The organism is Leyella stercorea (assembly GCF_021531355.1).
Lineage (GTDB): Bacteria > Bacteroidota > Bacteroidia > Bacteroidales > Bacteroidaceae > Prevotella.
The window spans coordinates 120,266-136,657 of the sequence record NZ_JADYTS010000003.1 but is presented as its reverse complement, the minus strand read 5'-3'; the positions used below and the strand labels follow the sequence as shown (position 1 = coordinate 136,657).

General features: G+C 50.0%; 6 protein-coding genes and 4 tRNA genes. 6 read left to right on the top strand and 4 right to left on the bottom strand.

Annotated elements, in window-relative coordinates; all coding sequences use genetic code 11:
• Window positions 1–1,195: 1,195 nt before the first annotated feature.
• Together I6E38_RS02155 and I6E38_RS02150 are read right to left on the bottom strand one after the other, a co-directional pair.
• Window positions 1,196–1,281: transfer RNA gene (locus I6E38_RS02155), tRNA-OTHER, on the bottom strand.
• Window positions 1,282–1,370: 89 nt separating this feature from the next.
• Window positions 1,371–1,443, bottom strand: a tRNA-Phe gene (locus I6E38_RS02150).
• Between the two features lie 247 nt (window positions 1,444–1,690).
• Between I6E38_RS02150 and I6E38_RS02145 the strand changes: the two genes are divergently transcribed.
• The 4 genes from I6E38_RS02145 (at window position 1,691) to I6E38_RS02130 (ending at window position 6,242) form a co-directional block, all read left to right on the top strand.
• A tRNA-Pro gene (locus I6E38_RS02145) sits at window positions 1,691–1,763 on the top strand.
• 106 nt (window positions 1,764–1,869) lie between these two features.
• Entirely contained in the window at window positions 1,870–3,417 is a 1,548-nt protein-coding gene (locus tag I6E38_RS02140; protein ID WP_235392444.1) for a sulfatase, read from the top strand.
• Window positions 3,418–3,517: 100 nt separating this feature from the next.
• Entirely contained in the window at window positions 3,518–4,876 is a 1,359-nt protein-coding gene (locus I6E38_RS02135; RefSeq protein ID WP_235392443.1) for a sodium-dependent transporter, read from the top strand.
• A gap of 4 nt (window positions 4,877–4,880) precedes the next feature.
• On the top strand, window positions 4,881–6,242 hold the full coding sequence (locus I6E38_RS02130; protein ID WP_235392442.1) for a sodium-dependent transporter: 1,362 nt from the start codon (window positions 4,881–4,883) through the stop codon (window positions 6,240–6,242).
• 255 nt (window positions 6,243–6,497) lie between these two features.
• On the opposite strand, the gene I6E38_RS02125 is transcribed toward I6E38_RS02130, so the two are convergent.
• A tRNA-Asn gene (locus I6E38_RS02125) sits at window positions 6,498–6,571 on the bottom strand.
• A 253-nt stretch (window positions 6,572–6,824) separates the two neighbouring features.
• Between I6E38_RS02125 and I6E38_RS02120 the strand changes: the two genes are divergently transcribed.
• Window positions 6,825–8,492, top strand: a complete 1,668-nt coding sequence (locus I6E38_RS02120; protein WP_235392464.1) for a S41 family peptidase — start codon at window positions 6,825–6,827, stop codon at window positions 8,490–8,492.
• Window positions 8,493–8,767: 275 nt separating this feature from the next.
• Here the strand turns inward: I6E38_RS02120 and I6E38_RS02115 are convergent, their stop codons facing one another.
• Window positions 8,768–12,721, bottom strand: coding sequence for a hybrid sensor histidine kinase/response regulator transcription factor (locus I6E38_RS02115; protein WP_235392441.1), 3,954 nt, complete (start codon window positions 12,719–12,721; stop codon window positions 8,768–8,770).
• Window positions 12,722–13,243: 522 nt separating this feature from the next.
• Here I6E38_RS02115 and I6E38_RS02110 point away from each other — a divergent pair.
• Window positions 13,244–16,390, top strand: coding sequence for a SusC/RagA family TonB-linked outer membrane protein (locus tag I6E38_RS02110; RefSeq protein WP_235392440.1), 3,147 nt, complete (start codon window positions 13,244–13,246; stop codon window positions 16,388–16,390).
• Window positions 16,391–16,392: the final 2 nt, after the last annotated feature.

Here is a 16,392-nt window from a genome sequence, read left to right as displayed (position 1 = left end):
ACCGCTCAAAACTGCGAGTTGAACGCACGAAGAAATCTGTTGCCCGAAATTCGTGAGTTTTGAGCGTGCAGCTTTATTTCACTTATATCCAATACGTTACACGACAAATGGGTGTAAGTGAGCAATTATCAGGAATGCAAAAGTAGTACATTTCGTTGCAAATGTACTACTTTTGCATTCCATTTATAGCCCAATCGCATCCCAAATGTATTCGTTTTACCTTCCAAATGTACTACATTTGGAAGACAAAGAAGGCTCATTTGACAAAAAACATGGTGACGAGCACTGCAAAACGCCACAAAAACGGCTCTTCAGATCTCCAGAATCAATTTTTCATTTGTAACACTTTTTTACCGTCGACACAATATTTGCACATATCTTTTATATAGCAAATTTGGATTAAGTAACAGTTCTGAATTATCTTTACATATAGTAGGAGAGGCTTGACAATCATGGCAGAGTAGAGGAACTTCTCTGTAACCGGCAAGGCGATTGCAAAAGATGTAAAGACTGGGAGAGGGGACGCCCTCGTCCCCGAAAGAATTAGGGGAATCGATCGCTTTGTCGGGGACGAGGGCGTCCCCGCTCCCGGCAATGATGAAACTGCTAAAACAATGATTAAATGTACTCATCCTAGTAATAGCTATGCTTATACAATATATGTAAGGATAAAAGTATTTGTAAATCAATGGTTTCTCAATGATTAAATGCCCTGCAATCCGCTCCTTAATAGAACAAAGAACTGGCATTTCGTGTTAATGCATGTTAATATGTAAATTATTATATTCTAAATAAACAGAATAAAGAGGCAACGACAAAAGAAAACGGAAAAAATGTTTGTTGGTTTCAGAGCAAATGAGTACCTTTGCACCATGAAAGAAGTGTGTACGAATTCACCTTTCGTTTCGATATGCACTATAAAAAGACAAAACGGATTTCATCACTATTCGATGGGATCCGTCTTTTTTTTGTTTATATCCGTAATCACAACACAACAACATAAAACACAAAGAGGGTGTATCAAAATAGGAGTAAAAGGAAGTTTGGGCTTCGCCCGAAGTTAACGGAAGTTAGCGGACATATGTATAAATTGCTGAAAATAAAGCATTTGTCTGTTAACTACCATCCATCGTAGATGGATTAACTTCTTCTTAACTTCCTCTAACTCCTATTTTGACACACCCTCTTTCGTCTGTGGTGCCACCAGGAATCGAACCGGGGACACAAGGCCAATTTATAGACAATGTCAGTCCTTTGCTCTACCAACTGAGCTATGGCACCAAACAAACGGACAACAACAAGGGGGCAAAGATTAAAGTTTAAGGCAACAAAAAAAGCAGCTACTCGTTTGAGTAACTGCTTTTTAACTGTGGTGCCACCAGGAATCGAACCGGGGACACAAGGATTTTCAGTCCTTTGCTCTACCAACTGAGCTATGGCACCAACTGCATTTCTGAATTGCGAGTGCAAAGGTAATGCTTTTTGTTGGTTCCCGCAACTTTTTATCAGTATTTTTATACACAAACACTAAAATTAGTGCAAAAAACTGCTCAAACCCACTCTACGGGCATGACATTCCACATAAAATGCACTTCTTTGGAAAGATTTTACGAAAAAATTGCGTGTATATCAGAAAAAACCTGTACCTTTGCACTCGCTTTTGAGACATAAATGTCGCAACCGAAGCAATCGGGATGTAGCGCAGTTGGTAGCGCACTACGTTCGGGACGTAGGGGTCGCAAGTTCGAATCTTGTCATCCCGACCCTAAAGACAGCTGAAACAATTTGTTTCAGCTGTCTTTTTTTTGCCCTTTACACTACTTTTAGTAACTTTGCAGTTATAACCCGAGATACTAAAAACTTCAGCTTATGAACAAATCTTTAGCTTTCGCAGCAGCATCGCTTGCCGTCACCGCCACAGCAGCTGCAGCCCCCAACGACAACGCGAGCAGCGCACGTCGCCCCAACATCATTCTGTTTCTTGTCGACGACATGGGTTGGCAGGACACCTCACTACCCTTCTGGACCGAGCGCACACAATATAATAAGGTGTACGAGACGCCCAACATGGAGCGCCTGGCACGCCAAGGCATGATGTTCACGCAGGCTTATGCCGCCAGCGTCAGCTCACCTTCGCGTTGCAGCCTCATCACGGGCGCCAACAACGCACGCCACCGTGTGACCAACTGGACGCTCGAACGCGACAAGTCGGTAGACTTCCCGAGCGACGTGGTGGACTGTCCCGACTGGAACATCAACGGCGTATCGCAGGTGGCAGGCACTCCACACACCTATGTGGGCACATCGTTCGTAGAACTGCTGCGCCACAGCGGCTATCACACCATACATTGCGGCAAGGCGCATTTCGGCGCTATGGACACCCCGGGCGAGAATCCTACACACTGGGGATTTGAAGTGAACATTGCCGGACACGCTGCCGGAGGACTCGCCACATACCTGAGCGAGCTGAACTACGGACACACCAAGGACGGCAAACCTACTTCGCTGATGTCTATACCGGGACTGGAGAAGTACTGGGGCACCGGAACTTTCGTCACCGAAGCACTCACCAAGGAGGCTATAGGAGCACTTGACAAGGCAAAGAAGTACAACCAGCCCTTCTTTCTGTATATGTCGCACTACGCCATACACATACCTATCGACCGCGACGAACGCTTCTTCTCGAAGTATGTGCGCAAGGGCCTCAGCGATAAGGAGGCGGCTTACGCTTCGCTCATCGAGGGTATGGACAAGAGTCTGGGCGACCTTATGGACTGGGTGGAGCGCAACGGCGAGAAGGACAACACCATCATACTCTTCATGAGCGACAACGGCGGACTCGCAACCAACCCCACATGGCGCGACGGCGAACTGTATCATCAGAACTATCCGTTGCTCAGCGGCAAGTGCTCGTTGTACGAGGGTGGCATACGCGAGCCTATGATAGTATCGTGGCCGGGCGTGACACGCGCCGGATCGAAGTGCGACAAGTACACTATGATTGAAGACTTCTACCCCACCATTCTCGAAATGGCTGGCGTAAACAAGTACAAGACCGTAGCGCCGGTAGACGGACTCTCGTTCGTACCGATGCTGCGCGAGACGGGCGACACGTCGAAAGGCCGTGCACTGGTGTGGAACTTCCCCAACATCTGGGGCAACAACGGACCCGGCATCAATCTCAACTGCGCCATACGCAAGGACGAGTGGAAGCTGATATACTACTACGACACGGGCAGAAAAGAACTCTTCAACATTCCTGCCGACATAAGCGAGCAGCACAATGTGGCTGCCGAACACAAGGACATCGTGAAGCGTCTGTCGCGCGAACTGGGCGAATACCTGCGCCGTGTAGGTGCCCAGCGACCCACGTTCAAGTCTGACGGAAAGCCATGTCCATGGCCCGATGAAGTATAAAATGACACGATAAAAGGCGTATAAAGTTACGGTTTGCTTCGAATTATCGAATAATTTTTATAATTTTGCACCCTCGATAGGATATAAATTATAAAAACACATGTCACAAGAAAGAGTAAACTTCGGAAGCAAACTGGGAATGATTCTCGCAACGGCGGGTTCGGCGGTAGGACTGGGCAACGTATGGCGTTTTCCATACATGACCGGCCAGAACGGCGGAGCCGCCTTTATACTTATATATATAGCGTGCGTGCTGGTGCTCGGCATACCCTGCATGATGAACGAATTCATCATAGGCCGCCACGGAGCAGCCAATACGGGACGCGCCTACGGCGAGATAGGCACTGCAAAGGCATGGCGGTTGGTGGGCTGCATGAGCGTGCTCACCGGATTTATCATCACAAGCTACTATGCAGTAGTGTCTGGATGGTGCCTGCAATACATCTTCGCCTCGGCATTCGGCGAGCTTAACGGCAATCCGCAGTACATCACCCAGTACTTCCAGGAATTCTCCGCTTCGCCCATACGTCCCGTATTCTGGACGGTGGCAATACTCGCGCTGACCCACTTCGTGATAATACACGGTGTGCGCAGCGGCATAGAGCGTGCGTCAAAGATGATGATGCCGACGCTGTTTGTGCTGCTCGTAGTGGTTGTAATAGGCTCGTGCATGCTGCCCGGAGCCGGTAAGGGCGTGGAATTCTTGCTACGTCCCGACTTTTCAAAGATGGACTCAAGCGTATTTCTTGCCGCTATGGGCCAGTCGTTCTATTCGCTCAGCATCGGCATGGGCTGCATCTGCACCTTCGCAAGCTATTTTTCGCGTAAAGCCAACCTCATGAAGTCGGCTGTCAATATCGTTGCCATCGACTCACTCATAGCCATTCTGGCAGGATTGATGATATTTCCAGCCGCCTTCTCGGTTGGAATCAATCCCGACTCGGGTCCGTCGCTGATATTCATCACCCTCCCCAACGTATTCAAGGAAGCTTTTGCCACAATGCCTATTATAGGCTCAGTGATAGCCATCATGTTCTATGTGCTGCTGTCGCTGGCTGCACTCACATCGCTCATCTCGCTCCACGAGGTGTCGACAGCCTTCTTCTACGAAGAGCTGCACACCACACGCAAGAAGGCAGCAACGCTCGTCACGGTGTCGCTGTGCGTGCTCGGTGCCCTGTGCTCGCTGTCGATAGGCGGCAGAGACTGGCTCGTGATAGGAGGCAAGTCGCTGTTCGACCTCTTCGACTTTGTCACCGGACAGATAATGCTGCCTATAGCCGGATTCCTGACATGTATATTCATGGGATGGGTAGTGCCGCGCCAGACCGTTAAGGACGAGTTCACCAACTGGGGAACCCTGCGCTCTACGCTCTTCGGCGTGTACATATTGCTGATACGCTACGTCTGCCCCGTGTGCATCGTAGCCATATTCCTCAACCAACTCGGCATAATCTAACACTATGAGCAATAATTCAAGAGCAGGCTTCGCCACCAAATTCGGGGCGGTGCTTGCAACGGCAGGCTCGGCAGTGGGCCTCGGCAACGTGTGGCGCTTCCCGTATATGACGGGCCACGACGGCGGCGCTGCGTTCATACTGGTATATATAATATGTGTACTCATGCTCGGAATACCGGGCATGATAAGCGAGTTCATCATCGGCAGACACGCCGGATCGAACGCTGCACGAGCCTATCGCCGCCTGGCTTCGGGCAAGTGGTGGATGCTGGTGGGCGTGATGGGAGCCATCACGTCGATGATAATACTCGGATTTTATGCCGTCATAGCCGGCTGGTGTCTGCAATATCTGTACGCGTCGCTTATGGGTGGCATCAGCGGCGACGCAGCCTACGTGGCTGAATACTTCAAGGAATTCACCACCGACCCGATCATGCCAGCCGTATGGACGGTTGCATTCATCGTGCTGACACACCTCGTTGTGGTGAAGGGCGTGCGCAGTGGCATAGAGAAAGTGTCCAATCTGCTCATGCCTACGCTGTTCATCCTGCTCATCATCATCGTCATTGCCTCGTGCATGTTGCCCGGAGCGTGGCGCGGCGTTGACTTCCTGCTCAACCCCGATTTCTCGAAGATGAACCGCGACGTATTCCTCGACGCACTGGGACAGGCATTCTTCTCGCTGTCGCTGGGCACGGCATGCCTGTGTACATACGCCTCGTACTTCAAGCGCAGCGCCAACCTCTCGAAGACGGCTTGCCAGATAGCACTGATAGACATGCTTGTGGCAATACTCGCCGGACTCATGATATTCCCTGCCGCCTTCTCCGTAGGCATCAATCCCGACTCAGGTCCGTCGCTGATATTCATCACTCTGCCCAACGTCTTCCACGAAGCGTTCGGCTCAATGCCCGTCATAGGCTACGTGATAAGCGTACTTTTCTACATGCTGCTGGCACTGGCTGCGCTCACTTCGACCATCTCCATGCACGAGATAGGCACCTCCTTTCTGTACGAGGAGTTGCACGTGTCGCGCCGAACGGGTGCCACCATCGAGACCGCAATATGTTGTGTGATAGGTATAATGTGTGCGCTGTCGTGCGGAGCGTCCGATGCGTTCGTGTTCTTCGGCAAGTCGCTGCTCGACTGCTGCGACTTCTTCACGGCACAGATACTCATGCCACTCGGCGCTTTCCTCACAAGTATACTATTAGGATGGATTGTTCCGCGCCGCCTGGTACACCGCGAGTTCACCAACAGCGGCACCGTGTCGCGCCACGTATGGCGCATCTACCTTTTCGCCGTACGCTTCGTGTGCCCAATATGCATCATCGCAGTGTTCCTGCATCAGGCAGGAGTGATATAAAACTTTTCCAGTTGAAAGTTGAGAGTTTAGAGAGTGGAAAGTTTAGAGTGGAGAGTTTAGAGTGGAGAGTTATGATTGCCTATAAACATTTACAAGTATGTTCACAAATTATTATTGACGACACAGCATATCATAACTCTCAACTCTCCACTCTCAATTATCAACTCACCCCATAACTCTCAACTCTCAATTTTCAACTCTCAACTAAAAAAGAAAAGCCTCGCAAATCTTTCGACTTGCGAGGCTTTTCTTTTGCGCTTCAAGATGGACTTGAACCAACGACCCCCTGATTAACAGTCAGGTGCTCTAACCAACTGAGCTATTGAAGCATTATATCTCTGCAACCTTGTTTTCTTGATTGCGGGTGCAAAGTTAGTGGTATTTTTCCTTTCCTCCAAACTTTTTGCAAGAAATTTTCGCAAATTATGTGATTTTTCTTTGTCAATACGTAAAATAAGGTACAAAACGAGTGTTTTGTGAGGTTAATGTATTACTTTTGCATCAGTCTATTGACATATACATATTATTAATAAAGCAACATTTCATAAACACAATATGCACTTACGCAAATACACCAAAACAATGCGCAGCCTGATGCTGATGGCACTCATGGCTGTGGCTATGCCAATACTGGCACAGAACACCAGCGACCACAACTTCCGCGTGGCAAAGAACCTTGACATTTTCAATGCCATCTACCGCAACCTCGACTTGATGTACGTCGACTCGCTCGACGCCGACAAGACCATCGGAACGGCTATACGCTCGATGATGCGCTCGCTCGACCCGTACACAGACTACTTCCCCGAGGACAAGGCGGCTGAATACAAGCAGATGATGACGGGCAAATATGCTGGCATCGGCTCGATAATAAGCTATAGCTTCACACGCAAGCGTGTCATCATAAACGAGCCTTACGAGGGTATGCCGGCTGCCGAAGCCGGACTGAAGAAGGGCGACATCATTCTGAGCATCGACGGCGAGTCGATGGCTGAGAAGAGCACTGCCTACGTAAGCGACCACCTGCGCGGCGAACCTGGCACAACAATGGTGATGAAGATTGAGCGTCCGTCGACGGGCAAGAAGATGACCGTCAAGGTGCAGCGCAAAGCCATCCAGATGCCTTATCTGCCCTACTACGGCATGCAGAAGGATGGCATCGGATATATCAACTACAACCAATATGTAGAGAACAGCGCCAAGGACGTGCGCCGCGCATTTATCGACTTGAAGAAGCAGGGCATGAAGGGACTGGTGCTCGACCTGCGCAACAACGGTGGAGGCTCGGTGCAGGAAGCATTGCAGATTCTGAACATGTTCCTACCGAAGGGCCGCCACCTGCTCTCGATGAAGGGCAAGGTGAAGAACGCCAACAGCAGCTACAACACTACAGTAGAACCGATTGACACCGTGATGCCTATCGTGGTGCTCGTCAACGAGGCTACAGCCAGTGCCAGCGAGATAACGAGCGGAACGCTGCAGGACTACGACCGCGCCGTAATCATGGGTACACGCACATACGGCAAGGGTCTGGTGCAGATACCTAACGTGTCGCTGCCATATAACGGAAAACTGAAGCTGACCACTGCAAAATACTACATTCCATCGGGACGATGCATACAGGCTCTGCGCTACAAGCACACTGACAACGGATATGTAGCCGAGAACGTGCCCGACTCGCTCACCCATGAGTTTCGCACTGCTGCCGGACGCATTGTGCGCGACGGCGGTGGCATCAAGCCCGATATCGAGGTGAAGCCCGACTCGCTGCCCAACATCGCCTTCTATCTCTCGCGTGTTGACACTACCGACATTCTGCTCAACTACGAGATTGACTACATAGCCGCCCACCCCACAGTGGCAAGTCCTAAGGACTTCGAACTGTCGGATGCCGACTACGAGCAATTCAAGCAGCGTGTGATAAAGAGCGGTTTCACATACGACCAGGTGAGCGAGAAGATACTCAAGGAGCTGGAGAATCTGGCTCGCTTCGAGGGCTACTACGACGACGCAAAACCTGAGTTTGAGGCGCTGCGCCAGAAGCTGAAGCACAACATAGCCAAAGACCTCGACTATCCGTACAACAAGCAGAAGATAAAAGAACTGATAGCCGCCGACCTCATGGCTGCATACTACTTCGAGAAGGGTTCGCTCGAAAACTCACTGCGCAACGACAAGCAGTTTGCCGAAGCCGCACGTCTGCTCGGCAACGCCGAGGAATACCAAAAGCTGTTGCAACCGAAAAAATAGGAGGGTGTGTCAAAATAGAAGTTAAAGGAAGTTTGGGCTTCGCCCGAAGTTAACAGAAGTTAGCGGACATATGTATAATTTGCTGAAAACAAAGCATTTGTCTGTTAACTTCCATCCATCGTAGATGGATTAACTTCTTCTTAAATTCCTATAACTCCCATTTTGACACACCCTCGTTGAGAGTTGAGAGTTATGATATGTATTGTTTTGTAATATTTTTAGCTATATATAGCTTTAAAAGGTAATCATAACTTTCAACTCTCAATTCTCAACTCTCAATTAGAAAAACTCTCACGCCATTCCGTAGGATTCGCTCCATAGGCCTTCTTGAAGCATTGTGAGAAGTAGCGTGGCGAATTGAATCCGTATTTGTATGCCACATTGGCTATCGTTGCCGTAGGATCATCACGCAGATAGTCGGCAGCACGTGAGAGGCGCTGCTTAATCAGATATTCATTGGGAGTCATGCTGGTAATAGCCTTGAACTTCGTGAAGAAACTCGTATGGCCTATCAGCAACTGACGCGCCATGTTGTCGACCGAGAAGTCGGAGTCGGCAATATGCTTGTTGACAATTTCGTCGCAACGCTGCATGAATTCGCGGTCGAGCTTGTTGACAGCAAACTGCTGAGCATCAGCCATGCGCATATTGCCCTTAGAGAAGCGTTGCTGCAGAAGCGAGCGCATGCGCAGCAATGCCGCAACACGTGCAAGCAGCACCGAGGGATTGAACGGCTTAGCCACATAGTCGTCGGCACCGCAGCGCAGTCCCTCCACCTCATGCTCCGACGCACTCATGGCGGTGAGCAGAAGCACCAACGTGTGGCTCACAGATATGTCGTTCTTTATAGCCTTGCACATCTCCATGCCATCCATTACGGGCATCATCACGTCGCTCACCACAATGTCGGGCGACTCGGCACGCGTCATGTCGAGTCCCTCCTTGCCGTTGTGGGCAACGACGACATGATACAATGGCGAGAAGATGTCGCGCAGCGTGGCGAGCAATTCGTCGTTGTCCTCTACCACCAGCACCTTCGCCATGCCTTCGGTTGCGACTGACTCTTCTATCACCTTTGGCTCATCAGCAGGAGCCTCAACCGTCTCTATCTCGTCAGCGGCAAACTGGGTGCTGTCCTTGCACAGCTGTACGACAAACACCGAACCATATCCTTCAGAACTGACAACATTGATAGTGCCATGATGACGCTCAACGATGTTCTTGACAAGCGCCAATCCGATTCCAGTGCCACGTGTAGCCACCGCCTTGGTCTGACCATTGTTGGCCTGATAGAAGCGGTCGAAGATGCGGTCGATGTCGGCAGAGGCAATGCCCACGCCATTGTCAATGACACGCAATAAGGCATGACGGTCGTCCTGGTCGAGCTGCACTTCGATAGTGCCCGTCTGCTGACTGACGTACTTGAAGGCATTGGACACGAGATTGTACACCACCTTTTGCATCTGACGCTGGTCGAACCAGCACTCTATGCGTGGCGACGTAGACGAGAACGTGAAGGTGATAGACTTGGTGCGCGCCATATCGTCAAACGCCATCGTGATGTCCTTGACAAACTCCACGAGGTCGTGCTTGCCCACACTCAGATGGGTATAGCCCTGCTCCATCTTGCGGAAGTCGAGCAATTCGTTGACGAGTTCGAGCATCATGCTCGCATTCTGATTGACACTCTTCAAGCTTCGGGCTATGGCGGTGCTCTTCTGTACATTCTGCATCACATAGTCGAGCTTGGCAATGATGAGCGTGAGCGGCGTGCGGAACTCGTGCGATATACTTGTGAAGAACTGCAACTTAGCTTTGCTGAGAGCCTCCTCGTTCTGACGGTCTTTCTTCTCGATGGCGAGCGACGTCTCAAGCAGCAGCTGTGAGCGCTTGAAATAATAGAACGCACAAATAAGACTAAAGAATATGGCAATGTATATGATATATGCCAAGGTAGAGAGATAGAACGGCGGGCTTACCTTCAATTTCAGAGTCAACTTCTCCACGTCGCCTTCGGTCTGCCATGTAGATGGCTTCATTCGTACCTCAAGCGTATAGTTGCCGGCAGGCAGTTTCGGATAGGATATGCTGTGGCCAGTGGTGGTATACCATGTATTGTCGTAGCCACGCAATCGGTATTCGAAAAGCGGCTGGTTGAAGCTGCGTGTATAGTTGTCGGTGGCAAAGCCGAATGTGATATTGTTCTGATCGTGATTGAGGTGTATCTCGTCGGTGAGATAGACTGCCTTGTCGAGAATGTCGGTGCCGTCGCCAGGCAGACATTCCTTGCCATTGATATACAGACGCGAGAAATACAGACGGCCGTAAGAACGCATGGCAAGCAGACGGCTCACGTCCATAGCCACCATTCCATTGGTGCCACCCACAAATATGGTGTTGCCCACAGCAAACAATCCGCAGCCACGATTGATGCCAACAAGGGGGAAGTCGTGCGAGAACTCGACATTACGGAAGGAGTCGTCGGTGGTATTGAGCACGCCAATGCCATGCTCGGTGCTATATATCAGCTGTTTGCCCACATTGGCAAAGGCATAGCAGAAGTTGCTCATAATGTCGCTGTTGTCGGTGTCGAACACCTGAAACGTATGTTTCTTCTCGTCGAGGCGGTATATTCCGCCGCCTACCGACGCTACATAGATGCGACCATTGCTGTCCTCGCGGATATCAGTGAATCCCACTTCGCCCAATCCTGCCTTGCCTGCCTCATAATAGCGCAGCACACGGCGCGACTGCACAGAAATCTTGTACAGTCCCGACCCGTCTGCCGCCCACAGATAGCCACGACGGTCGGTATAGATGCGACGCTCGCCATAATCATTCAGTTGAGGGATGAGTTCCTCCACCTTATACGTGTCGGGGTTGAGCATCCACAATCCGCCGAGCGTGGTGAAGAGCACACGGTCGTGCCATCGGGTCATGTCGACGATGCGATTGCCCGAACGCTTCGTCTCCTCAGGATAGAGAGAGAGCAGATTGGTGAACTTGCCACTCTTGATGTCGAGCACTGACACTCCACCCATATACGTACCTATATATAGACGGTCGCGCGAGGGTTCGTAGACTATATCCTTCAGATTGTTCTGTGGCAGCGAATTGGCATTGTTGCCCGTCATATAGTAGGTCACGGTATGAGTGGCGTGGTCGATGCGGTTGAGTCCGCCGCCCTCAGTACACACCCATATATCGCCACGCTTGTCGATGGTGATATGTCCCACAAACGGATTGGACAAGCAGTTGGGGTTGTTGATATCAGCCGCATAGAACTTGAACGAGTCGTTGTCGGAAGTGAAATAGTTGACTCCGCCATAATAAGTACCAGCCCAGATAGTGCCCTCGCTGTCTCTGACAAGCGGAAACACCGACTGATGGCTTATGCTCTGCGAATTGTTGGTGTGGATATATACATTGAATGTACCAGTTGTGGGGTCGAAACGGTTGAGGCCCAAGAAGGTGCCAATCCATATATATCCGTTGCTATCCTCGGTAATCTCACGCACACTGTTGCTGCTGATATGATTCTGTGTGCGCCAGTCCTTGTTGTGCTGCACGGCATTGTTGTTCTCAGCCTTGGCAGTGTTTTCGTCGACCGAGAATTGTGTGGTAGTGCCGTCGGACGCAATGCGATAGCATCCACGGTCGCGCGATGATGCCCAAATGTTGCCATGCGAGTCCTGGAAGATGTATTCGATATAAGGTCCGCTGAGTCGGGGTGTCAATCTCCGGGTCTTCGTAGACAACGTGTATAGACCGTTGACAGCAGCAACCCACACCGTGCCACGACGGTCGATGTAGATGGCATTGGGACGGGCACCCTCCGTTGAAGCAATGACTTTTGTCTTCTTGTCGGCTATACGATAAGAGCAGAGATGGCCTTTACGAGCATAGTAGAGATGGCCCGCATGACACGCAAGAGCCGACACGCCGTCGGGGACAATCACCTTGCTGCCTTGGGTAAGATAGTCGATGGCTACGACCGAACGGCCGAGAAGAAAATACACGTTGCCGTTGTCGTCGCCACAAATACGTCGCACCTCAATATTGTGCGGATTCATGCCGCGAAACTTCTTTATAGCCGTAACCGTATTGCCATCAAATATATTTACGCCCTCCTCAGTGCCAAACCACATACGTCCAAGACGGTCTTGATATATCGACAATACGGACAATTGCGACAGTCCATCCGGCATCGACAGATGACGGAAACGCATGGCTTGGATATTGAGAGCGAATAAGCAGACAATTAGTATTAGTAATAATCGTTTTATAAACCTAATGTATAACATTGTATAATTTTATGGTTGTAGTGGGCGTAAAATTACAAATTTTAAACTAAACAAACAAAAGTATACTTTCAAAATTTTCACACAACCTATTATTACGAAATAAAAAGCATGCTAAATGGGGGTAGACACATCAAAAAACAATAGATTCGCAACGTAAAAGAAACTCATTATTGGCAGGATGGCAGGATAAGTTAAATAACGAGATACGTACGAAAAATACACACAAAACGTATATTTGTATACGGCATTCATGCTTTATTTATTCTAAATTTGCAACCGAAAGATAAAATTTACCTAAAACAACCAGTGAGCCATTAAGCACACACAGCATCTGAAGTAAACGTACACTACATCTGAAGTAAGAGCACACTACAACAGAAGTAAGCGTATACTACATCTGAAATAAAATTATACTAAATCTGAAATAAAAACCCAAACAAAAGATCTATGCACAAATCAAATCTTTTACTGAAAGGCTTGATGCTTGGTGTTACAGCCAGCATGTATCCAGCATTTGGAAATGCAACTGCCACGTCGCCGGCAACAAATAATGTTGCCAACGTACAGCAGGAGTCTACAACCGTTACGGGTATCGTCCTTGACGATATGGGCGAGCCAATCATTGGCGCCACTATCAAGATTAAGGGACAGGACACCGTAGGCACCATTACATCTATTGATGGCGATTTCACACTGAAAGGCTTGAAGAAGGGCCAGACACTCGTAATCAGCTACATCGGATTCCAGACACAGGAGGTGAAGTACAACGGCGAGAAGTCGCTCAAGGTAACTCTCAAGTCCGACTCAAAGAGCCTCAACGAAGTTGTTGTTGTAGGTTACGGCACACAGAAAAAGGTGAACATGTCGGGTGCTGTTGCATCCATCAATATGGACGAGCTGACTGAGAGCCGTCCCGTCACCAACGTTTCGCAGGCCCTCGCAGGTCTAGCTGCCGGTGTAAACGTTTCATCGAGCAGCAACCGTCCGGGCGATGACAACGCATCAATCCTTGTGCGTGGTCAGGGTACACTCAACTCATCGGCACCTCTTATCATCATCGACGGTGTAGAGCAGGGCATCAACACCGTTAACCCGCAGGATATAGAGTCGGTATCAGTATTGAAGGATGCTGCCTCGGCTTCAATCTATGGATCGCGTGCAGCCAACGGCGTTATCCTTATCACTACAAAGAAGGGTAAATCGGGAAAAATCAAGGTCGACTACAACGGATACGTATCTTTCCAGTCTATCCGCAAGACTCTGACTCCGGTGTCAAACTATGCCGACTACATGGAACTTATCAACGAGGGCTACTACAACTCTAACCCTAAGTCGGGCAAGAACCAGTACTTCTCAGAAGATAAAATCGCTGAATGGCGCAATGGCAACGACCCTCTGAAATATCCTAACACCAACTGGATTGACGAGACATTCAAGCCGTCGACATCGACCAACCACGTAGTATCACTCAGCGGCGGTAGCGACAAGATTCGCTTCTACGGCTCGTTCGGATACATGAACAACCCTGGCGTTTTGGAGAATGCCGGTATGAAGAAGTACACCGTACGCCTCAACATGGACGCCGACGTGACATCATGGCTCAACATCGGCATGCAGATTGGTGGCTACGTGAGCGACCTGGAACCGGGTGCTGAGGAGATTGACAACATCTTCACATATACAGCGGCTACAACTCCGGGTATGGTTTTCCGCGCTCCCGACGGACGCTACGGTGCTTTGAACAACAGCGAGGACAGCGGCCAGTGTGCCAACAACAACCCGCTCATCCGTCTTAACAAGTGGGCAGGTCAGGACCGCAAGAACAACGTTCGTCCACGCTTCACTGCCACATTGAAGCCGTTCAAGGGCTTCTCGCTCACCGGTTCGTACAGCTACGAATTCCTCGACCGCGAGACTCACCGCAAGCCGGTATTCCTCAATGCATACAACTTCCTCACCGACGAGCAGACATGGACCAACCGTGGCAAGACATCAATCAAATATACCGACAGCAAGATAGAACGCTACTTCAACGACCTCGTGGCACGCTACGACACCAAGATGTTCAAGAACAACCTCACTATCGGAGCTATGGCTGGTCTCTCTAACGAGCTCTACCGCTCGAAGAATTTCTCGGCAACACGCCAGGACTTGACCGACCTCTCAATGGACGTTATCAACGGTGCTACCGGCGAGTCGACATCATCAGGCTCAAGCACAGAGTGGGCTATGCGCTCATTCTTCGGCCGACTGAACCTCAACTGGCAGGAGAAGTACCTCTTCGAGTTCAACCTCCGTGCCGACGGTTCGTCACGCTTCTCTAAAGACAACCGTTGGGGCTACTTCCCGTCAGCATCAGCAGCATGGCGTATCGACCAGGAGAAGTTTATGGAAGGCGTATTGGGTGGCAACCTGAGCAACTTGAAGCTTCGCCTGTCGTACGGTGCACTGGGTAACAACTCGGTAGGCAACTACGACTACCAGTCGCTCTACACCACAAGCGGCAACAACTACGTGCTCGGCAACCTTATGGTACCTGGTCTTGCACTTGCAGCCATCTCTAACTCAGCCCTTACATGGGAGTCGACCAAGGTATTCAACGTAGGTCTTGACTTCGGATTCTTCAACAACCACCTGACCGGTACTATCGACTTCTTCAACAAGAAGACTACTGGCATCCTTATCAACCTCCCGGCTCCGGGCGTACACGGTACAACAGCACTGCCTAAGCAGAACAGTGCAGAGGTGACCAACAAGGGTATTGAGTTCACACTCGGATGGCAGGACAAGATAGGCGACTTCACCTATGGTGCAAACGCCAACTTCGCTTACATTACTAATAATGTAGACAAGTTCAAAGGCAAGGACAAGGGCGGCATGTCAATCAGCGGTGCCAACCTCATCTGGGAAGGACACAGCATCAACTCACAGTATCTGATGCGCGTAGACCGAATCCTGCAGACCGACGAGGACATGAAGATTGTAGACGAAATGATAGCTAAGAATCCTAACGCATTCAAGGCACTTGGCAAGCCTCAGAAGGGCGACTTCCTCTACAAGGATATCGACGGCGACGGTTGCATCACTCTTATGGATAAGGAGATCGTGAGCGACGGCACCAACCCGAAGTTCACATTCGGCCTCAACCTCAACGCTGCATACAAGGGCTTCGACGTTTCGGCATTGCTTCAGGGACAGCTCGGCATCAAGACATTCTGGATGAACGATGCATACAACACTCCTACCGTGCGCTATGGCTACCAAATCAACAAAGAAGTAGCAGACGGCCGCTGGTATGAAGGTCGCACCGACGCCAAGTATCCACGTCTGATACAGTATCAGGACACACGCAACACCAAGCCCAGCGACTTCTATCTGCAGGACCGCTCATTCCTGAAGATACGCAACATCCAGCTCGGCTACACCGTTCCGCAGAACCTCACACAGATGATAAATGTGCAGCGCGTGCGTGTATACTGCAGTTTGGAGAACTTCTTCACATTCACAAGCTTCAAGGGCTTCGACCCCGAAGTAAGCGGAATGAACTATCCTACAATGAAGCAGTGCACACTGGGTCTTAACATATCATTCTAACC

Bases quoted from the DNA above. Each gene is read 5' to 3' on its own strand.
- I6E38_RS02140 (WP_235392444.1), top strand. From the start codon at position 1,870: ATGAACAAATCTTTAGCTTTCGCAGCAGCATCGCTTGCCGTCACCGCC.
- I6E38_RS02130 (WP_235392442.1), top strand. From the start codon at position 4,881: ATGAGCAATAATTCAAGAGCAGGCTTCGCCACCAAATTCGGGGCGGTG.
- I6E38_RS02110 (WP_235392440.1), top strand. From the start codon at position 13,244: ATGCACAAATCAAATCTTTTACTGAAAGGCTTGATGCTTGGTGTTACA.
- I6E38_RS02115 (WP_235392441.1), bottom strand. From the start codon at position 12,721: ATGCGTTTCCGTCATCTGTCGATGCCGGATGGACTGTCGCAATTGTCC.
- I6E38_RS02135 (WP_235392443.1), top strand. From the start codon at position 3,518: ATGTCACAAGAAAGAGTAAACTTCGGAAGCAAACTGGGAATGATTCTC.
- I6E38_RS02120 (WP_235392464.1), top strand. From the start codon at position 6,825: ATGCGCAGCCTGATGCTGATGGCACTCATGGCTGTGGCTATGCCAATA.